This window comes from Burkholderia sp. Ac-20345 (genome assembly GCF_017104825.1).
Classification (GTDB): Bacteria; Pseudomonadota; Gammaproteobacteria; order Burkholderiales; family Burkholderiaceae; genus Burkholderia; species Burkholderia lata_B.
In genome coordinates this window covers 1-18,381 of the sequence record NZ_JAAGPO010000088.1, presented here as the reverse complement: position 1 = coordinate 18,381, position 18,381 = coordinate 1, and the positions used below count along the sequence as shown (strand labels likewise).

Here is an 18,381-nt window from a genome sequence, read left to right as displayed (position 1 = left end):
TGGCGCGCGCGGCCGGGCTCCGATGGAAAAGACGATGCAGAAACTCGATGCGGCCAGCCCGCAGGCGATGTCGACGGATTTCACCGCCGACAACGTCGCGCGCCTGAAGGCGCTGTTCCCCGAACTCGTGACCGAAGGCCCCGGCGGCGCGTCGGTCGACGTCGACGTGCTGAAGGCGCTGATCGGCGAACGCACGGTCGGCGACGCCGACGAGCGCTACGGCTTCCACTGGCATGGCAAGCGCAGCGCGCGCCAGGCCGCGCTCACGCCGTCGACGGGCACGCTGCGGCCCTGCCCCGACGACAGCGTCGCGTGGGACGACACGCGCCATCTCGTGATCGAGGGCGACAACCTCGACGTGATGAAGCTGCTGCACAAGAGCTACGCGGGCAAGGTGAAGCTCGTCTACATCGACCCGCCGTACAACACGGGCAGCGATTTCGTCTATCCGGACGACTTCAGCGACAGCATCCGCCACTACCTGGCGATGACCGGGCAGACCCAGGGCGGCGTGAAGCGCAGCACCAACACCGAGGCGAACGGCCGGTTCCACACCGACTGGCTGAACATGATGTATCCGCGCCTGAAGCTCGCGCACGCGCTGCTGTCCGACGAGGGGCTGATCGCCGTGCACATCGACGAGCATGAAGTGCACGCGCTGGTGCTGATGCTGCGCGAGATCTTCGGCGAGGAGAACGAGCTCGGCGTGGCCGTGTGGGACAAGCGCAACCCTAAGGGCGACGCGCGCGGCGTCGCGTACCAGCACGAATCGCTGGTGCTGTTCGCGCGCAACGCCGAGACGCTGCTCGAACAGGCGCCGCTCAAGCGCCCGAAGCGCAACGCGCAGCGCATGCTCGACGCCGCGCACGACGCCGTGTACCGCAGCGGCAACGCGAAGGATGCGCAGAAGGCGTACCGCGCATGGATGAAGGCGCAGACCAACCTGTCCGGCGGCGAGGTGATGTACGACCGGCTGTCGGAAGAAGGCCGCGTGTACCGCCTCGTGTCGATGGCCTGGCCGAACAAGAAGAAGGCGCCGGAAGAGTATTTCACGCCGCTGATCCACCCGGTCACCGGCAAGCCGTGCGCGATGCCGGCGCGCGGCTGGCGCAACCCGCCCGCCACGATGCAGGCACTGATCGAGCGCGGCCAGATCGAATTCGGCGCGGATGAAAGCACGCAGCCGCAGCGGATCTACTACCTCGACGAGAACATGTACGAGAACGTGCCGTCGGTGCTGCCGTTCGCCGGCTCCGACGACGCGCTGCTGAAGACGCTCGGCATCCCGTTCGACCTGCCGAAGCCGGTCGATTTCGCGGCAGCCGTGATCGGCTGGTGCACGCGCGGCGACGACATCGTGCTCGACTGCTTCGCCGGCTCCGGCTCGACCGGCCACGCTGTGATGCAGGTTAACGCGACCGACGGCGGCGCGCGCCGCTACGTGCTCGTGCAGTTGCCCGAAGCGCTCGACCGCCGCGACAAGACGCAGCAGAGCGCGGCCGACTTCTGCACGAAGCTGAAGAAGCCGCTGACGCTCGCCGAAATCACGAAGGAACGCCTGCGCCGCGCCGCGCAGCAGGTCGCGCGCGACTACCCGGAAAGCTATGGCGACCTCGGCTTCCGCGTGTACCGGCTCGACACGACCAACGTGATCGAGTGGGATCCGCGCCGCGACGACTTCGACCACGCGCTCTTCGCGTCCGTCGAACACGTGAAGACCGGCCGCACCGAGGACGACCTGCTGGCCGAGCTGACGCTGAAGCTCGGCCTCGACCTGTGCACGCCGGTCGAGCATCACCAGGTGGCGGGCAAGACCGTGCACCTGATCGGCCGCTCGATCGTCGCGTGCTTCGATGCACGCATCGCGCGCGACGACGCGGGGCCACTGGCCGACGGCATCGTCGACCTGCTCGATGCGACCGGCACGACGCGCGACGTCACGTGCCTGTTCCGCGACAGCGGCTTCGTCGACGACGTCGCGAAGCTCAATCTCGCCGCGCTGCTCGAACAGCACGGCGTGAAGCGCGTGCGGAGCCTGTGATGCGGCTGCATTTCGAAGCGGATCTCGACTACCAGCGCGAGGCGATCGACGCCGTCTGCGACCTGTTTCGCGGCCAGGAATCGTATCGCGGCGACTTCAGCGTGCTCGCGAACGCCGCGCCCGGCACGACGGCCGCCGCGCAAGGCTCGCTCGGCTTCGCGGTGTCGGAACAGGGCGTCGGCAACCGGCTGTCGCTGACCGACGACGCGCTCGCGCGCAATCTCGCCGACGTGCAGCTGCGCGGCGGGCTGCCGCCGTCCGGCCTGCCCGGCTCGCGCGACTTCACCGTCGAGATGGAAACCGGCACCGGCAAGACCTACGTGTACCTGCGCACGATCTTCGAGCTGAACCGCCGCTACGGTTTCACGAAGTTCGTGATCGTCGTGCCGTCGATCGCGATCAAGGAAGGCGTGCACAAGACGCTCGCGATCACCGAGGATCACTTCCGCGCGCTGTATGCGGGCGTGCCGTACGACTACTTCCTGTACGACTCCGCGAAGCTCGGCCAGGTGCGCCACTTCGCGGCGAGCGCGGCGATCCAGATCATGGTGATGACCGTTGCCGCGATCAACAAGAAGGAAATCAACAACCTCTACAAGGACAGCGAGAAGACCGGCGGCGAGAAGCCGATCGACCTGATCCGCGCGACGCGGCCGATCGTGATCGTCGACGAGCCGCAGAGCGTCGACGGCGGGCTCGAAGGCCGTGGCCGCGAAGCGCTTTCCGCGATGGCGCCGCTCTGCACGCTGCGCTATTCGGCCACGCACGTCGACCGTCACCACATGGTGTACCGGCTCGATGCGGTCGATGCGTACGAGCGCAAGCTGGTCAAGCAGATCGAGATCGCGTCGGCGATCGTCGAGGATGCGCACAACAAGCCGTACGTGCGGCTCGTCGGCGTGTCGAACCGGCGCGGCGCGATCAGCGCGCGCGTCGAGCTCGACGTCGCGACGACGGCCGGCGTGAAACGCCAGATCGTGTCGGCCACCGACGGCGACGATCTCGAACGCCTGACCAAGCGCGCGCTGTACGCGGGGCTGCGGATCGGCGAAGTCCATGCGGTGAAGGGCGCCGAATACGTCGAGCTGCGCCATCCGGAAGGCGAGGCGTTCCTGTCGCTCGGCGAGGCATTCGGCGACATCGATACGCTCGCGGTGCAGCGCGAGATGATCCGCCGCACGATCCGCGAGCATCTGGACAAGGAACTGCGCCTGGCCGAACGCGGCGTGAAGGTGCTGTCGCTGTTCTTCGTCGATTCGGTCGAGCGCTACCGCCAGTACGACGAGAACGGCATGCCCGTGAAGGGCGACTACGCGCTGATCTTCGAAGAGGAATATGCGCGTGCGGCGCGCGTGCCGGCCTACCGTGCGTTGTTCGACGGCGTCGACGTGGCGCTCGAAGTCGGGCGCGCGCACAACGGCTACTTCTCGATCGACCGCAAGGGCGGCTGGACCGACACCAGCGAAAGCAGCGCCGCGGCCCGCGAGAACGCGGAACGCGCGTACGGCCTCATCATGCGCGAGAAGGAAGCGCTGCTGTCGTTCGACACGCCGCTGAAGTTCATCTTCTCGCACTCGGCGCTGAAGGAAGGCTGGGACAACCCGAACGTGTTCCAGATCTGCACGTTGCGCGACATCCAGACCGAACGCGAGCGCCGCCAGACGCTCGGCCGCGGGCTGCGCCTCGCCGTCGACCAGGACGGCGAACGCGTACGCGATGCGGGCGTGAACACGCTCACCGTGATCGCGACCGAGCGCTACGAGTCGTTCGCGGAGAACCTGCAGAAGGAAATCGAGGCCGATACGGGCATCCGTTTCGGCATCGTCGAGGAACACCAGTTCGCGGCGCTGCCCGTACAGGAAGGCGACGGGCCCGCGCATGCACTCGGTGTCGAGCTGTCGTGCGTGCTGTGGAATCACCTGCACGAGCAAGGCTACGTCGACGCGCAGGGCAAGGTGCTCGACCGGCTGAAGGATGCGCTGCGCCAGAGCGCGCTGGTGCTGCCGGATGCGTTCGAGATGCTGCGCGCGCCGATCGTCGCGACGCTGCGCAAGCTGTCGGGCCGCTTTGCCGTGCGCAACGCGGACGAGCGCCGCGCAATCGCGCTGCGGCGTGATGCGTCGGGCAAGGCCGTCGTGTTCGGCGAGGATTTCCGCGCGTTGTGGGACCGCATCCGCCATCGCACCGTGTACCGCGTCGAGTTCGACAACGCAAAGCTCGTGCGCGACTGCGCGGTCGCGCTGCACGGCGCGCCGGACATCGCGCGCGCACGGCTGCAGTGGCGCAAGGCCGAGATCGATATCGGCAAGGCCGGCATCGAGGCGATCGAGGTGGCCGGCGCCGGCACGGTGCTGCTCGACGAAGGCGAATTGCCGCTGCCTGACCTGCTCACCGAGTTGCAGGACCGCACGCAGCTCACGCGCCGTTCGCTGGCGACGATCCTGGCCGACAGCGGCCGGCTCGAGGATTTCCGCGTGAATCCGCAGCAGTTCATCGCGGTCGCGGCCGATGCGATCAACCGCTGCAAGCGCCACGCGCTCGTCGCGGGCATCGCGTACCGCAAGCTCGGCGAGCGCCATGTGCATGCGCTCGAATCGTTCGAGAGCGAGGCGCTGACCGGCTACCTGCGCAACCTGCGGCCCGATGCGCAGAAGTCGATCCACGAGGCGGTCGTGTGCGAGACGGACGCGGAACGCGCGTTCGCCGATGCGCTCGAGGCGCACGACGGCGTGAAGCTGTACGCGAAGCTGCCTGCGTGGTTCCGCGTGCAGACGCCGCTCGGCAGCTATCACCCGGACTGGGCCGTGCTCGCGGAACAGGACGGCGGCGAGCGGCTGTACTTCGTCGTCGATACGCCGAATGCGGACGGCAACGTGCCGAGCGAGCACGAGCGCGCGAAGCTCGCGTGCGGCGAAGCGCATTTCCGGGCGCTGGTGGACGGTGACGGCGCGGCGCGCTTCGTGCGCGTCAGGCAGGCGGACGCGTTGTTTGAACCTGCGGTGCCGCTGGCGGGCGCCGGGCGATAAAGCGAAGGGCGGCGATGAGCCGCCCTTTTTTATGGCCTGTTTCGACGCTGCCGGGCGCGCTGGCGCTGCGTGCGCGACGCGCCGATTTCCTGTCTGTTAACCGCGTGTAAGCGATCTGTATTCGCGCCCGTTCGCGGCGCGGTTACGGCTGGTTGCAAATCGGGTCGGCACGATGTTTTCGCGCGACAGCCGCATGGCGTTGCCACGATGAAAAAAGGGCGCCGAAGCGCCCTTCCGTCACGTTTGCGCGCCGCGCTTAAAGCGTGCGGCCGAATGCATGGTGACGCGAATGATGCGTGGACGTCGACGCGTGCGTCGTGTGACCGTGCGTGGTTCCGTGCGTGTGACCGTGGCCCGGCTGCACGCCGGCGCGGTCGGCGATCGTGTCGGAGCGGTCGGCCGCGCGCGACAGGCCCTTGTCGCGGTCGCCCGCGTGCATGCCGTTCGAGTTGCTCGACGCCTCGCCGCTCATATGGCCGGCGGACATGCCGCCTGCATTGCCGCCCAAACCACCTGCGCCGTGACCGCCACCGCCACCGCCACCGTTTCCACCGCCATTGCCGCCGGCTGCGGCATACGCGGAAGCCGTGCCGAGCGCGAGCAGCGCGGCCATCAATACGGACAGATATCGTTGCTGTTTCATCTTGTGCTCCCTGGAGCGCGTTCGTGTGATTGCATTCTATGAACGCGCAAAATTCGCGCCACACGACGTTGTAAATGATCGTAACGAAGCGCGCGACACACATTCGTCAGATCAATCCGGGTCGAGCTTGAATGGAGAACGAAGCGGACTGGCGCGGCGCCGCAGCGCCGCCCCGGTGACGATGGTAGTTACTGCGCCGGCTGCATGCCCTGCGCGGCGGCCTTGTGCTGTGCGGCCTGCTCCTGCGCCTGCTTCTTCGCCATGTGGTGGCCGACGATACAGCCGCCGACCGCACCAACGACGGCATGGTGGCCCGCATAGTGGCCGGCGACCCCGCCGACCACCGCGCCCTTCATGCAGCCCGCCGCGTGCGCGCTGCCGATGGTGGCAAGCGCAACGATGGCGGCGGTGGCGCACAGCCTGATGTGTCGAATGGGCATCATGTTTTCAATCTCCTCTTGTTGTGATCAATCGAACCGCTTAATCCCAACGGCCGCCGCGCCAGCCGCCGCGATCGTGCCACTCGTGCTCGCGCCATTCACGACGGCGCCACTCGTGTTCGCGCCATTCGCGCTGACGCCAGCCGTCATCGCGATAGCCGACCGGCGCGTACATGACGGGCGGAGGCGGCGCCACGTAGACGGGCGCGGGCGCCGCATACGCGGGTACACCGATGCCGACCGACAGGTCGACGTGGGCCGATGCGACGCCCGAAGCTGCCAGCGCTGCTACACCGAGAACTGCACCGAGAATGAGTTTCTTGTTCATCTCGCGACTCCCTGCACGTGTCGTGCGTCATGTGGATACGGTTCGGAGTCTAGGCACCGGACACAGACACAGGTGAAACGGGTATGCGAGACAGGTAACGGACGTTTACGGGCGCCCGCAAAGCCTTGCGGGACAAGGAAGAGGAGACATTCCAAGCACCGTTGCAGCGGTGCATCGGGCCGGGAAGAAAGGGATTATCGGCAAGAAACCGCACGATCGACACACGCAGGCGTGTGCGGGAATGCGCCGGAAGCGAACCGCCCGCACCGTACGCGAGCGGTTCGCAAGCGCGGGCGTCACGCGCGGATATCGTCGACGCTGCGCAGCCAGTACACGCTGAACAGGTTGTCCGCGTCGGTCCACACGGTATCGGGCGCGAATCCTGCGCGGCGCGCGATCGCATGGAAGCCGTCGATCGTGAACTTGTGCGAGTTCTCCGTGTGGATGCGCTCGCCGGCGTCGAAGCGGAACGCGTGGCCGCGCACGTGCACGGTCTGCGCGATATCGCTGACGAGATGCATCTCGATGCGCTGCCGCGCGCTGTCGTAGAACGCGCAATGCGAGAACGCGTCGAGGTCGAAATCCGCGCCGAGCTCGGCGTTCGCGCGCACCAGCAGGTTCAGGTTGAACTGCGCGGTCACGCCCTGCACATCGTTGTAAGCGTCGTGCAGCGTGCGCTCGTCCTTCACGAGATCCACGCCGACCAGCAAGCCGCCGCCACGCAGCAGCCGCGCCGCATCGCGCAGGAACGCATCGGCCTCTTCCGGCGAGAAGTTGCCGATCGTCGAGCCGGGAAAGAAGCCGATGCGCCGCGCCGGTGTCGCGGTCAGCTCGGCCAGTTGCTCGGCCTTCGTGTAGTCGGCCGCGATCGGCGCGACGTCGAGCCACGGATACGCGGCACGCAGCCGCGCGGCGGCGTCGTGCAGATAGTCGGCCGAGATATCGACCGGCACGTAGCGCGCCGGCGCGTTCGCATAGTTACCCGCGAACGCGTCGAGCAGCACACGGATCTTCTCGAGCGAGCCCGCACCGAATTCGACGAGTTCCGCATGCGGGCCGACGCGCCGCACGATCTCGGCCGCGCGATCGCGCAGGATGCCGAGCTCGGTGCGGGTCGGGTAATACTCGGGCAACTCGCAGATGCGATCGAACAGTGCGGAGCCAGCCGCATCGTAGAAGTATTTCGGCGGAATGCTGCGCGGCGTGCGCGACAGCCCGTCGATCAGGTCGCGCTCGAACGCGCTCGGCCGCGAATCGCGGGCGGGTTGCTGGCCACCGCTCGTGGCCGTCTGGTCAGACGTCTCGCGCAAGTCGCACTCCCGTGAATTGCCAGCGCGCGGCCGGCGGAAAGAAATTGCGGTACGTCGGCCGTTCGTGCCCGGGCGGCGTCGCGATGCTGCTGCCGCGCAGGACTTGCTGGCCGACCATGAACTTGCCGTTGTATTCGGCAGCGACACCCGCAAGCGGCCGAAAGCCCGGATACGGCTCGTAGGACGAGCGCGTCCATTGCCACACGTGCCCGAGCATCTGCCGGATGCCTTCGGCGCCGAACGCGGCTTCCCATTCGAATTCGGTCGGCAGGCGCGCGCCGGCCCATTCCGCGTACGCGGCCGCTTCGTAGAAGCTCACGTGGCACACCGGCGCGTCGGGTGCGAGCGGTTCGACGCCGTGCAGGCCGAACGTGCGCCGTACGCGCGTGGCGGCCGCATCGTCGTCGTCGGGCATCCAGTACGCGGGCCCTTGCCACCCTTCCCGCTGCACCGTGGCCCAGCCGTCCGACAGCCAGAACTCGGGGCGTGTGTAGCCGCCGTCGGCGACGAACGCCGCGAATTCCGCATTCGTCACGAGGCGGTTCGCGATCTCGTACGGCCGCACGAGCGCCGTATGACGCGGCCGTTCGTTGTCGAACGAGAACGCATCGCCGTCGTGGCCGATCTCGACGAGCCCGCCCGGCTGGTGCAGCCAGTGCTGCGCGCCGGCGTCGCCCGCGGCCATCGCACCCGCGTCCGTCCCGTTGCGCGGCCGGAACGCCGGCTTCAGCGGGTTGCACGAGAACGCGTGCAGCATGTCGGTGACGATCAGTTCCTGGTGCTGCTGCTCGTGATGCAGGCCGAGCACGATCTCGGGCGCGATCGTATCGAGCAGCGCCGCATCGGCGCCGGCCAGCGCGCGCAGCATCGCGTCGTCGACGTATTGCCGGTACGCATGCACCTCGTCGAGCGACGGGCGCGTGAGCAGCCCGCGTTGCGGCCGCGGATGGCGCGGGCCGAGCGCTTCGTAATAGGAATTGAAGAGGAACTGGAATGCGGCGTCGAACGGCGCGTAGCCGGGCACGCGGCGCATCAGCACGACGGTTTCGAAGAACCAGGTCGTATGCGCGAGGTGCCACTTCGTCGGACTGGCGTCGGGCATCGACTGCACGGCCTGGTCTTCGGCGGACAGCGTCGCGGTCAATGCGACGCTATGGGCGCGCACGTCCTGGTAACGGCGCTGAAGCTGTGATGCAAGGAGGCTCATCGGTTTACCGTCCACGTCGCGATTCGCTGCGTTGCGTTGCCGGAAAAGGGAAAGCCTTGCGCGTGATGCGCGCGGCTGACGTGCGACCTGCTGCTGCGTCGTCGGGCAGCCGGCGCGCGCGCCGGGCCGCGAATGCGGCGTCACTTCATCTGCCCGTGCAGAACAGTATGGTCCAGAAATGTGAATGCTGCTGATCGAGATGCGGACGAAACGGCAGATAAATGTAAATGAAAGCAACCGATCACCTGCCAATTGCTGACATCAGCGCGTATAGAGGTTCGTGCGGAGATGCACGCAGCGGCCGTTCACGCGGCCGTGATCGTCACCATGACATGAACGGGGAATCGTCTGACCAGCACGGGTGCACGAAGCATGCTCGCCGAATTTTTCGCGTTCGACGAGCACCCTGCCTGCCCTTGCCCGGCGGCCTTCCGCGCCGATCCGCTCGCCGGCTTCGAAAAAAATTTCGCGTCGATGTCACACACGCGGGGGGCTCGCTCGTCATATCACCGGAACCCATACGAAAGGAGAAGGACCATGACTGCAAAACTCAATCCGTTTGCCGCCGCACCCGCCCTGATGAAGAACTGGATGACCGTCTCGGTCGCCGTCGCGCAGAGCCTCGAGCCGACGCTCATCGAGCTGGTCAAGATCCGCGCATCGCAGATCAACGCGTGCGCGAACTGCATTAACATGCACACGGCCGAGGCACGCGAGCAAGGCGAGACCGAGCAGCGCATCTACCTGCTGTCCGCATGGCGCGAAGCGCCCTGCTACACCGACCGCGAACGCGCGGCGCTCGGCTGGACCGAGGCACTCACGCGGCTGTCGGAAGGTCACGCGGCGCATGAAGCAGCCTACGCGGCGCTGAACGACCACTTCAGCCAGGAGGAACAGGTGAAACTCACGCTGATGATCAACGTGATCAACGGCTGGAACCGGCTCGCGGTCGGCTTCGGGCTGTGGATCGAGCCGGCCGACGCGAAGGCCGCCGCCGCGAAGATGGTGGCCTGATGCCGAACCTCGACCCGGCCAACGGCAGCGCCGAAGAGCGGGCCGACGCGGCCGCGAGTTTCGACCCGCTGCGCCGCACGCTGATCCGCGTCGCGTACCGGATGCTCGGCTCCGTCGCGGATGCCGAGGACATGGTGCAGGAGGCGTTCATCCGCTGGATGGACGTCGACCGCACCGAGGTGCGCGTACCCGAGGCGTTCCTGCGCCGCATGGTGATGCGCATGTGCCTCGACCAGCTGAAGTCCGCGCGGCACCAGCGCGAGACCTATATCGGCCCGTGGCTGCCCGAGCCGGTCGTCGAGGAAGATGAACAGGAAGACGTCACGCTGCCGCTGCTGCTTGCACTCGAACGGCTCTCGCCGCTCGAACGCGCGGCGTTCCTGCTTCACGACGTATTCGGCCTCGAGTTCGACGAAGTGGCCACGACGATCCAGCGTGACCCGGCCGCGTGCCGGCAGCTCGCCGCGCGGGCCCGCACGCATGTGCGCGAGGCACGGCCGCGTTTTCATGTCGAGAAGCAGCGCGGGATCGAATTGGCGGAAGCGTTTTTCGCAGCGTCACGCAGCGGCGACATGCGCGCGCTTGGCGCGATGCTCGCCGAGGACGTGAGCCTGCACGCGGATGGCGGCGGCAAGCGCTCGGCCGCGGGCACGCCGGTGTTCGGCTTCGAGCGCGTGATGAAGGTGCACGAGTACCTGGCCGGGCTGTTCGCCACGCATGCGTCGAAGCTCGTGCGTGCAGGGTTCATCAACGGGCTGCCGGGTTTCGTCACGCAGGAAGCGGACGGCGAGCTGCAGACCACGGCGCTCGAGATCGAGGACGGCAAGATCGTCGCGATCTATGTCGTGCGGAATCCTGACAAATTGAAGCATCTGCATTGAGGACGATGGAACGCGTGTCGGGTGCGGTGCGCATGCACGGTGGCGATGCGCCCTTTTCTTCGTCCCGTTGCCCGATTTGCCGGCCGCCGGCGCCCGTTCCCGCGATCAGTACTTCCCGACCACGGCGGTGTGAACCAGGATCATCAGCATGCCGAGCAACGGCGTCGCGACAGCGAAACCGGTCGCCGCGAGCCAGTTCGTGCCGCCCTGCGCCTCCAGCAGCGCGAGAAACGATTCGCGAGACGTCGCGTTCGGGCGCAGCTTTTCGATCTGGCGTTCGATGTGCGTCTTGTAGAGGCTGTTCCCGCACCAGCCGAGCGCGGCAGCGATCCCGACGGTGACCGGGTCGAACGTGGTCGATTCGAAGTATTTGGGGAAAAACAGCACCTCGACCATCGTGATCGCGAGCGTCGCGCCAAGGACGGCTGCCGCCTGCCAGTACATGCATCGATACGCCATCCACACCGGGCCCAGGAAACAGGCGGCCCAGTTCCAGGACTGCCGGTTCTTTCGCGACGCGGCGATTTCCCACTTCCTCTCGAACCATGCGGCTTTCTTGCCGACGTAGGCGGCGATTTCGTCGTTGCTCGCGGATGATGTGGCGGTCGTGACGTCGGACATGATCGTGTTCTCTCGGTCGCGCGGATCGCGCGTTGTTGTTTTGATGCGTTGGAGATCGGGCGACGGTCGGAACAGCCGCTTCGATGCGCACACGATTCTACGCGCGGCGCAGTGCCCGTTGTATGGCTGATCGAGGTGTCGGTGAGGAAGGATGCGATGCCGTGGATCGCGCAACGCATCGAGGCGACATGCGTTGTTTCGGTCGGAAAAAGAAAAACGCCACGCGAAGTTGCCGCGTGGCGTTTGTATGTTGGCGAGCCGCATTGCCTGTAGGCGATGTGTGCTGCCAGACCCCTTCATTTGTTCGTTGGTAGGCTCGATTGGATTCGAACCAACGACCCCCACCATGTCAAGGTGGTGCTCTAACCAACTGAGCTACGAGCCTAAGAAGCCGCGAATTATAGAGAGGGTTTTTGAGGAGCACAAGCCCCTTCGTGAAAATTTTTTGAATCGGGGTGCGCGGGGGCCGCCGATCGATGTTGCCTGGCGATGCCGGGAACGTTGGCTTCACCTGTTCGCATCACAGCAAAACGCGTCGATGCGCTGTGATGTTATCCACATTGCCCTCTGGATAACCATCCGGCAAGCCTCTGGATTCACAGTGGAACGATTGAGGATATGTCGGCGCGGCTGTGAATCGACGAAAAGTTGTTCTGTGCTTCCCGAAGCTGTTCACGTGGCTCACCCAAAGTTATGCATTCCGCTTCCTGTCGAGAATTCATGGGGTTAGGGACGTTATCCACTGTGAGGCACAGGGTTTGTTAACTATCACTACGTATGTATACGAACTCTGTTAACACCTTTGGATAAGCACAGTCCGTCGACTGTGATCCGGGCAGGATATGCACTGCGAGCAGGGATTGGATGAACGAAGCGGAAGGCTGTGAAGCGCTCGAGCGATCCGTGAGCCGTCATGTCTGTAGAATCGCCGGCATCCAGGATGCGAGGGCCTGGCGCACAGGCTCGCGACTCATGACCGACTCTTCGTTGACCCGGCTCGACGCACTCGACATCGATGCCGTCGTACACCGGATGCAGCAGCATCCCCGCGACATCGTGTTCGAGCAGCGCGTGTCGATACCGGAAGCCGAGGTTCTGTGTTGCCGCTACAAAGGCGAGCGATTCAACGTGAAGTTCGATCTCGACTACGGGGTGTTTGTCGATCGCGTCGGGAAGCTGTCCGGCGAGGACATCGCGGAGATCGTTAGATGGCTCGCGAAAGAGGCAGAGTGATGACAGAGGACGAAACCGGACGAGGGGATCAGTGAAGGTACCTGTCGACGAGATACTGGTGACGGATATTGCCGGCCACGTTGCGGTTGTCGTGACTGACGTGGCGGCTGTCGCGGATGTACTGATGCGCCTCGGGTTTGCACGGCACGGCGATCGTTGGGAGCGCACGATCGCGGACGATCTTGATCGACGTGCTCTCGTTGCCGCGCTTGTCGACCTGGACGCGTTGTTTTCCGCTGGCCGTGACTGGAGCCCTCAAGCGCTCGTCGAGTATTACCGGGAAATTGGCGTCATTCGAAAGGATTACCGTTCGATCGCATGGCGCGGTCCGGCGCAATACGTGATCGAGCGGCATTGAAGCGACGATCGGTCGATGTTTTCCACATACGTGACGATGCCGAAGAAAATGCAGAGCGAGGGCCGGTAATGGGACCGATCGTTTGCCATCGGCACGGGTTCAACGTTGTCAGAATGACGTCGAAGGGCGTCCATGCGCGCGTTCGGACGCGCGGCCAGTTCGCGCCCGGCGAGCTGCTCAAGGTCTCGCTCGACCGGCCGAAGTACAGCCGCGAAATGTCGGTGCTACGTACCGAGTTCGACGAACTCGATGTCGAAGCGTCGTTTATCGGGAACGTCGCCCATGTCACTGCATTCCCGAAAATCGCGGCGCTCGAGCGTTTGCGCGCGTATGGCTGTTCGACGTGTGTCGACGAGCTGCTCGTGCGATCCGGCGAAGCGCCGCGTGAGCCGACGTCGGAGGCGCAGGCGTTCGACACGTCCGTCGTCGCGGCGGATGCCAAATGGCCGCACGGCTTCGCGCGTTGCGAGCTTCATGGGTTGATCATGCCGACGCGCACGTCGCCGGATATCGAAGCAGCGATCCTGTCGATCGACGTGATCCGCGATTGCCATGTCGTACAGGTGACGGACCGCACGAAGCAGCACGAACCGAAGTACTGGTTCAGCGAAGCGTTTCTGCGCAAGGTGCTCGGGGCCGATGTCGCGATCGACGGATCGACGTTCAGGCTCGATGACGAGCAGACGTTCCACAAGCTGTGGAATGCGGGCGAGCGGGTTTGTCGAAGCTGTCTGCGCGAAACGTTGAGGCGCAGCGGTCTAGGTGACGATGCCACACCGGCGTAAACCAACGTCTATCTGACCGAGTGACTTCGGCGGTGGCGAAGGTGCTCGGCATTGGTGTGTGGATAACCGGGGTGCAAAACGACTCGGCGCGCTGTGCATCCGGTTGGTGAGCGTACGTCGGAATTGCCAGCCGGGCGTGGATCCACGCGATATCGGAGAGTGACGAGCGAATCCGGGCGCATGAGCATGCGACTGAACGGAAGGTCGCTGGTGCACGACGTGGCCACATGCGCAATGTGCATCGCGTTTCGTGCGGCCTTGGTCAGGCTCGACATGGCCGCATGTGGACAACCCGCACGCCAACCAGTCGAATCTCTGTGCATTGAATCGGTGAGCACCTTGCATTCGATCACACGAATCAGCCTGAGTGCCTTGCCTGGCGGGGCTTTGCCAGACCATGGCAGATGACGCGGATAATTTTTGCGCGATCCGTCGTGCTTGAATGCCGTGTGGATATCGAGAAGCCAACGTACTCGAAAGCCTGTGCACCCAGCGGGTGAGGGTAATCGAATTCGGTGCAGGTGTTCGCGGGACGTCACCGGTTGTGGATATCGCGGCCCCAAAACAACCCGAAACGCTGTGCCGAACAAAAGTGAGCGTGCCGACCAATGACCGCATGCAGCATCGTCATGATCGATGTGGACATCCTGTTTCGGAGTAACTCGAAACCCTGTGTGTTTAACGGGTGAGGGTGCCGGAGCAGTCCCAGTGTGGACAACAGACCTGGAAAGTCACTCGAAACGCTGTGCATTCAAGCGGTGAACGTGAGCACGCCCAAGCCGGCGAAGCCGTACCATTCGGACCTCTGGCGGCGACCAGGGACCGCCAGCGCGGCGCGCATCGTACCACTCACGTTTGCTGATCGAGCGCCTGCGCGATCGCTTTTTCTCCGAGGCTCCCGGCCGGCCCGACCACCGCGTAGTTGAGCCCGTTCACCGATCCATACCGCGCCAGCAACGCGCCATCCACGCGTTGGCCGGCCGGCAGCAGTCGATGTGTCGCTTCCGGCGACCGGAGATAGAAGCTCAGTGTTCGACCGGCATCGTCTTCATAGAGCACCATTGCGGCCGTGCCCCCATGGTCCGTCGTGAACAACCGTCCGCCAACGGGCCTGAACCCCGCCGCGCTCAAATCCGGCAGCTTCGCCGATGCGCTGACGCGCCTGGTGAGCCATCCCTGCAAATCTCCCGCACCCGTCGGCCGGTAATCCACCTTCGCCGTCTGATCGACCACCATCATCCGGTAAGCCTCGACCGCATCGCTCATCGGCGCGATCGGCGGCGGCGCGTTCCATCCGCGCGCCTGCCATCCGCCGAACGTCCCCAGCCCGACGCAGAACACGAACGAAGCCGCCATCGCGAACCGCATCCGCGTGCGTTCTACGCGCCGTCCCCGAATCGCCGCCGGATCGAGCGCGGGATTATCCGCGGGCATCCGCACGCTCTCGAGCGCGGCCCGCAGCCGCTGCGCATCCTGCTGCCATTGCCTGACCTGTTCCGCCCGCTCCGGATGCAGTGCGAGATAGCGCTCGACCGCGGCGCGTGCCTCGTCGTCGAGCTGGCCGTCGACGTAGGCCTGAAGGTCGTGTTCGTTCGGAGGCGTGTTCATTTCTTCATCAATCGCAAAGAAGGAGCGGGAAGCTCGCCGTCGCTGAGCTGGCGCAGCGCCTGGCGCGCGCGGGAGAGCCGCGACATCACGGTGCCGATCGGAATGTCGAGCAGGTCGGCGACTTCCTGATACGTGAAGCCCTCGACCGCGACAAGGAGCAGCAGGCTGCGCTGCTCATCGGAGAGCCGGCCGAATGCTTCGAGCGTCGCGCGCGCCGCGAATTCGCGTTCGGCGGACGGCCAGTGCGCTTCGTCGTCATCGCGGATGCGCCCGAGCAGCCACGCGTAGCGCTTCGCGCTGCGTTTGCCGTCGAGAAACTGCCGGTACAGGATCGTGAAGAGCCAGCTGCGCAGCGATGCGTCGTCGCGGCGGCTCGACCAGCGCGACAGCGCGCGCTCGAGCGTCGACTGGACGAGATCGTCGGCCGCGTGGACGTCGCGCGCGAGCCAGAGCGCGAAGCGTCGCAGCCTGGGGATGAGTTCGCGCAGTGCTTCGTCGTCGAGGGCGGTGGAGGGCATGGCCGGGCCGGTTGCCGAATGGGTCGAGATGTCGCGTAAGACGCCGGTCGGCGTCGCTTATTCCACCAGCATAGGAAAAAATTTTTCGTGGAATAAAGCGGCGCGGGTGGCGTCCTACGCGAGTTCGACAATGACCTGACGGTCGGGAGCATATATATGGAGCGATCTTCTTCCTCTTCTTCGCCGCAGCGCGAGCCCGGGCGCGGGTGGTGGCGCTGGGCCGCGATCGGCGGCGCGGTGGCCGGCGTGGCCGTGGCGTTCGGGTATGCCGGCGGGTGGTTTGCGCCGGCGCGTCTGACCCCGCACCGGATCGTCGATGCGTTGCAGACGGCCGGCGGCGGCATTCACCCTGGCTTCCGGCGCAATCACGCGAAGGGCGTGTGCGTGACCGGTTACTTCGAAGGCAACGGTGCCGCGAGCGCGTATTCGGTCGCGCCGTTCTTCAAGGCGGTGCGCACGCCGGTGGTCGGACGGTTCGCGTTGCCGGGCGGGAATCCGTATGCGCCCGACAGCAGCGTGCCGATCCGCAGCCTCGCGCTGAAGCTCACCGCGCCCGATGGTGAGCAATGGCGAACTGGGATGAATGCGATGCCGGTGTTTCCTGTGGCGACGCCGCAGGCGTTCTACGCGCAATTGCTGGCGACGCGAGCCGATCCGAAGACGGGCAAGCCCGATCCGGCGAAGGTGAAGGCGTTTTTCGGCGCGCACCCGGAGACGGCCGCGTTCCGCGATTGGATAAAGGGTGCGAAGCCGAGCGCGAGCTACGTCACCGAAAGCTATTACGGATTGAACGCGTTCTACTTCGTCGACGCGGCGGGCAAGCGCCAGGCGGTGCGGTGGCGCGTCGTGCCGGAGCAGACGGCCGGCGCCGGGAACGTCGCGACGGCCGCGGACCCGAACGTGTTGCAGCAGGACGTGACGCAGCGCATCGCGGCCGGTCCGCAGAAGTGGAAGCTGCTGGTCACGCTGGCGGAACCCGGCGATCCGGTGGACGACGCGACGAAGGTATGGCCTGCGCAGCGCACGACGATCGATGCGGGCACGCTCGTGCTCGACCGCGTGGAGGCGCAGGACAGCGGGCCGTGCCGAGATGTGAATTACGACCCGACGGTGCTGCCGCAGGGGATTCAGGCGTCAGGGGATCCGTTGCTGGCGGCGCGGTCGGCTGCCTATGCGGATTCGTATCTGCGCAGGACGAGTGAAGAGGCCGGGGTGGCAGGCGTGGCGCGATTGAGTGGGGAGGGACGGTGATGAAGGCTTCGACGACGTTTGGTTTGCCGGCGAGGGTGCTGCACTGGGTGATGGCTGCGATGATCATCACGATGCTGTTCATCGGGGTGGGGATGGTGGCGTCCGTTTCTGAGCGGCATGCGCTTCTGGTGGCGATTCACAAGCCTCTGGGTATTGCCGTGCTCGTGCTGGTTTGCGTGCGGATCGTGGTGCGGGTCCTGTCAAAGCCGCCGGCGTTGCCCGAGGATCTGCCGTGGTGGCAGAGGGTGGCCGCGCATGGATCCCATCTCGTGCTGTATGCGCTGATGCTCGCGATGCCGCTGATCGGGTGGGCGATGCTGTCGGCGGGCGGGTATCCGGTGACGTTGGGCGGAGGTGTGCAGCTGCCGGCGATCGTGGCGGCGGATCCGGTGACGTTCGCGTGGCTCCGGGTCGCGCACCGGGTGCTGGCGTATCTGTTCTTCGCGACGTTCCTCGCGCACTTTGCTGCCGCGCTGTATCACGGGCTGATTCGGCGGGACGGCGTGGTGAGGGCGATGGTGGGCCGGTGAGCGACGGAGGGTTGCGTTCGATGCGGCGGGGGCTGTTCACGGGCGACCGAGACGGCTTCTGCCGCGTCACTTATATATGAACAATGGAGAGGCTCAGCGTCCCCCGGCACTGCATGTCAAAATAATTTCACAAAAGGGGTTGCGGAGTTGGGGGCGGGTGCTTAAAATCACGCCTCTTTCGCGCTAACGGAAACGCAGCGCGGGGAAAGAAGGGAAGCGGTGCTGTTGATGTCGGTTTTAATGACTTCAGCGCACACGAAATTAAACCGCAGTCGTCGCAACGAAGTAGTTAAAAAAGTTGTTGACGAGTTTGAAAAAAACGGTTGATAATCTCGCTTCTCTGCTGCTGAAAACGCAGCGCTGCTGAGAAACACGAAGTTCCTCGCAGAATGCTCTTTAAAAATTAACAGCCGATAAGTGTGGGCGCTTGATGGAAGCGAGCTGATCCTCGGATCAGATGGCGAAAGTATCAAGAGTCTCACACTAAAGTAAGTCAGGTTTATGAAGCAATTCATATTCCTGTCAGCTTTGAGTGAGCGACCGGTTCTTAACTGAACCGAAAACAGTAACAGGTTTAAACTGAAGAG

The 18,381-nt window shown here is 65.1% G+C and carries 18 protein-coding genes and 1 tRNA gene; 9 read left to right on the top strand and 10 right to left on the bottom strand.

The annotated features are described in order from the left end of the window. Nucleotides 1-22: 22 nt before the first annotated feature. Together G3O06_RS27455 and G3O06_RS27450 are read left to right on the top strand one after the other, a co-directional pair. Nucleotides 23-2,041, top strand: a complete 2,019-nt coding sequence (locus tag G3O06_RS27455) for a site-specific DNA-methyltransferase (RefSeq protein WP_174917345.1) — start codon at nucleotides 23-25, stop codon at nucleotides 2,039-2,041. Next, the gene (locus G3O06_RS27450) at nucleotides 2,041-5,067 is read left to right on the top strand and encodes a DEAD/DEAH box helicase family protein (protein WP_205818116.1); all 3,027 of its coding nucleotides are present in this window, start codon (nucleotides 2,041-2,043) and stop codon (nucleotides 5,065-5,067) included. Before G3O06_RS27455 ends, G3O06_RS27450 begins: the two co-directional genes overlap by 1 nt. A 256-nt stretch (nucleotides 5,068-5,323) precedes the next feature. On the opposite strand, the gene G3O06_RS27445 is transcribed toward G3O06_RS27450, so the two are convergent. The 5 genes from G3O06_RS27445 to egtB form a co-directional block, all read right to left on the bottom strand. Beyond that, nucleotides 5,324-5,710, bottom strand: coding sequence for a hypothetical protein (locus tag G3O06_RS27445; RefSeq protein ID WP_205818115.1), 387 nt, complete (start codon nucleotides 5,708-5,710; stop codon nucleotides 5,324-5,326). 188 nt (nucleotides 5,711-5,898) lie between these two features. Then, the gene (locus G3O06_RS27440) at nucleotides 5,899-6,153 is read right to left on the bottom strand and encodes a hypothetical protein (protein WP_174970750.1); all 255 of its coding nucleotides are present in this window, start codon (nucleotides 6,151-6,153) and stop codon (nucleotides 5,899-5,901) included. A gap of 37 nt (nucleotides 6,154-6,190) precedes the next feature. Beyond that, the gene (locus G3O06_RS27435; RefSeq protein WP_043184802.1) at nucleotides 6,191-6,478 is read right to left on the bottom strand and encodes a hypothetical protein; all 288 of its coding nucleotides are present in this window, start codon (nucleotides 6,476-6,478) and stop codon (nucleotides 6,191-6,193) included. A 296-nt stretch (nucleotides 6,479-6,774) separates the two neighbouring features. Beyond that, entirely contained in the window at nucleotides 6,775-7,788 is a 1,014-nt protein-coding gene (gene egtD, locus G3O06_RS27430; protein ID WP_205818114.1) for an L-histidine N(alpha)-methyltransferase, read from the bottom strand. Then, nucleotides 7,772-8,995, bottom strand: a complete 1,224-nt coding sequence (gene egtB, locus G3O06_RS27425; protein WP_205818113.1) for an ergothioneine biosynthesis protein EgtB — start codon at nucleotides 8,993-8,995, stop codon at nucleotides 7,772-7,774. Before egtB ends, egtD begins: the two co-directional genes overlap by 17 nt. A gap of 537 nt (nucleotides 8,996-9,532) precedes the next feature. On the opposite strand from egtB, the gene G3O06_RS27420 reads away from it, so the two are divergent. Both G3O06_RS27420 and G3O06_RS27415 read left to right on the top strand, forming a co-directional pair. After that, a complete protein-coding gene (locus G3O06_RS27420) occupies nucleotides 9,533-10,009 on the top strand; it encodes a carboxymuconolactone decarboxylase family protein (protein ID WP_174917351.1) in 477 nt (158 codons plus the stop codon). Then, complete coding sequence (locus tag G3O06_RS27415) at nucleotides 10,009-10,890, top strand: sigma-70 family RNA polymerase sigma factor (protein WP_205818112.1); 882 nt, start codon at nucleotides 10,009-10,011, stop codon at nucleotides 10,888-10,890. The genes G3O06_RS27420 and G3O06_RS27415 overlap by 1 nt, the downstream gene beginning before the upstream one ends. A gap of 105 nt (nucleotides 10,891-10,995) precedes the next feature. Here G3O06_RS27415 and G3O06_RS27410 read toward each other — a convergent pair whose 3' ends face one another. Both G3O06_RS27410 and G3O06_RS27405 read right to left on the bottom strand, forming a co-directional pair. Continuing rightward, on the bottom strand, nucleotides 10,996-11,511 hold the full coding sequence (locus G3O06_RS27410) for a DUF2628 domain-containing protein (protein WP_205818111.1): 516 nt from the start codon (nucleotides 11,509-11,511) through the stop codon (nucleotides 10,996-10,998). A 308-nt stretch (nucleotides 11,512-11,819) separates the two neighbouring features. Then, a tRNA-Val gene (locus tag G3O06_RS27405) sits at nucleotides 11,820-11,896 on the bottom strand. Between the two features lie 587 nt (nucleotides 11,897-12,483). Between G3O06_RS27405 and G3O06_RS27400 the strand changes: the two genes are divergently transcribed. From G3O06_RS27400 to G3O06_RS27390, 3 genes are all read left to right on the top strand, one after another. Continuing rightward, nucleotides 12,484-12,744 (top strand): hypothetical protein, encoded by a 261-nt coding sequence (locus G3O06_RS27400; protein ID WP_241020270.1) that lies wholly within the window; start codon nucleotides 12,484-12,486, stop codon nucleotides 12,742-12,744. Between the two features lie 31 nt (nucleotides 12,745-12,775). Then, on the top strand, nucleotides 12,776-13,102 hold the full coding sequence (locus G3O06_RS27395) for a hypothetical protein (RefSeq protein ID WP_205818110.1): 327 nt from the start codon (nucleotides 12,776-12,778) through the stop codon (nucleotides 13,100-13,102). Between the two features lie 113 nt (nucleotides 13,103-13,215). After that, entirely contained in the window at nucleotides 13,216-13,887 is a 672-nt protein-coding gene (locus G3O06_RS27390; RefSeq protein ID WP_205818109.1) for a hypothetical protein, read from the top strand. Nucleotides 13,888-14,736: 849 nt separating this feature from the next. Here G3O06_RS27390 and G3O06_RS27385 read toward each other — a convergent pair. Beyond that, nucleotides 14,737-15,495 carry an anti-sigma factor gene (locus tag G3O06_RS27385; RefSeq protein ID WP_174970766.1) on the bottom strand — a complete coding sequence of 253 codons (759 nt, stop codon included), beginning with the start codon at nucleotides 15,493-15,495 and terminating at the stop codon, nucleotides 14,737-14,739. Then, nucleotides 15,492-16,013, bottom strand: a complete 522-nt coding sequence (locus G3O06_RS27380; RefSeq protein WP_047851530.1) for a sigma-70 family RNA polymerase sigma factor — start codon at nucleotides 16,011-16,013, stop codon at nucleotides 15,492-15,494. The genes G3O06_RS27385 and G3O06_RS27380 overlap by 4 nt, the downstream gene beginning before the upstream one ends. Before the next feature lie 156 nt (nucleotides 16,014-16,169). On the opposite strand from G3O06_RS27380, the gene G3O06_RS27375 reads away from it, so the two are divergent. Continuing rightward, complete coding sequence (locus G3O06_RS27375) at nucleotides 16,170-17,264, top strand: catalase family peroxidase (protein WP_174985675.1); 1,095 nt, start codon at nucleotides 16,170-16,172, stop codon at nucleotides 17,262-17,264. Beyond that, nucleotides 17,264-17,794 carry a cytochrome b gene (locus G3O06_RS27370; protein ID WP_205818108.1) on the top strand — a complete coding sequence of 177 codons (531 nt, stop codon included), beginning with the start codon at nucleotides 17,264-17,266 and terminating at the stop codon, nucleotides 17,792-17,794. Before G3O06_RS27375 ends, G3O06_RS27370 begins: the two co-directional genes overlap by 1 nt. A gap of 167 nt (nucleotides 17,795-17,961) precedes the next feature. Here the strand turns inward: G3O06_RS27370 and G3O06_RS27365 are convergent. After that, the coding region (locus tag G3O06_RS27365) for a hypothetical protein (RefSeq protein ID WP_205818107.1) at nucleotides 17,962-18,381 on the bottom strand (420 nt) is incomplete at its 5' end.

Bases quoted from the DNA above. Each gene is read 5' to 3' on its own strand.
- G3O06_RS27455 (WP_174917345.1), top strand. From the start codon at position 23: ATGGAAAAGACGATGCAGAAACTCGATGCGGCCAGCCCGCAGGCGATG.
- G3O06_RS27450 (WP_205818116.1), top strand. From the start codon at position 2,041: ATGCGGCTGCATTTCGAAGCGGATCTCGACTACCAGCGCGAGGCGATC.
- G3O06_RS27445 (WP_205818115.1), bottom strand. From the start codon at position 5,710: ATGAAACAGCAACGATATCTGTCCGTATTGATGGCCGCGCTGCTCGCG.
- G3O06_RS27440 (WP_174970750.1), bottom strand. From the start codon at position 6,153: ATGATGCCCATTCGACACATCAGGCTGTGCGCCACCGCCGCCATCGTT.
- G3O06_RS27435 (WP_043184802.1), bottom strand. From the start codon at position 6,478: ATGAACAAGAAACTCATTCTCGGTGCAGTTCTCGGTGTAGCAGCGCTG.
- egtB (WP_205818113.1), bottom strand. From the start codon at position 8,995: ATGAGCCTCCTTGCATCACAGCTTCAGCGCCGTTACCAGGACGTGCGC.
- G3O06_RS27420 (WP_174917351.1), top strand. From the start codon at position 9,533: ATGACTGCAAAACTCAATCCGTTTGCCGCCGCACCCGCCCTGATGAAG.
- G3O06_RS27415 (WP_205818112.1), top strand. From the start codon at position 10,009: ATGCCGAACCTCGACCCGGCCAACGGCAGCGCCGAAGAGCGGGCCGAC.
- G3O06_RS27410 (WP_205818111.1), bottom strand. From the start codon at position 11,511: ATGTCCGACGTCACGACCGCCACATCATCCGCGAGCAACGACGAAATC.
- G3O06_RS27400 (WP_241020270.1), top strand. From the start codon at position 12,484: ATGACCGACTCTTCGTTGACCCGGCTCGACGCACTCGACATCGATGCC.
- G3O06_RS27390 (WP_205818109.1), top strand. From the start codon at position 13,216: ATGACGTCGAAGGGCGTCCATGCGCGCGTTCGGACGCGCGGCCAGTTC.
- G3O06_RS27385 (WP_174970766.1), bottom strand. From the start codon at position 15,495: ATGAACACGCCTCCGAACGAACACGACCTTCAGGCCTACGTCGACGGC.
- G3O06_RS27380 (WP_047851530.1), bottom strand. From the start codon at position 16,013: ATGCCCTCCACCGCCCTCGACGACGAAGCACTGCGCGAACTCATCCCC.
- G3O06_RS27375 (WP_174985675.1), top strand. From the start codon at position 16,170: ATGGAGCGATCTTCTTCCTCTTCTTCGCCGCAGCGCGAGCCCGGGCGC.
- G3O06_RS27370 (WP_205818108.1), top strand. From the start codon at position 17,264: ATGAAGGCTTCGACGACGTTTGGTTTGCCGGCGAGGGTGCTGCACTGG.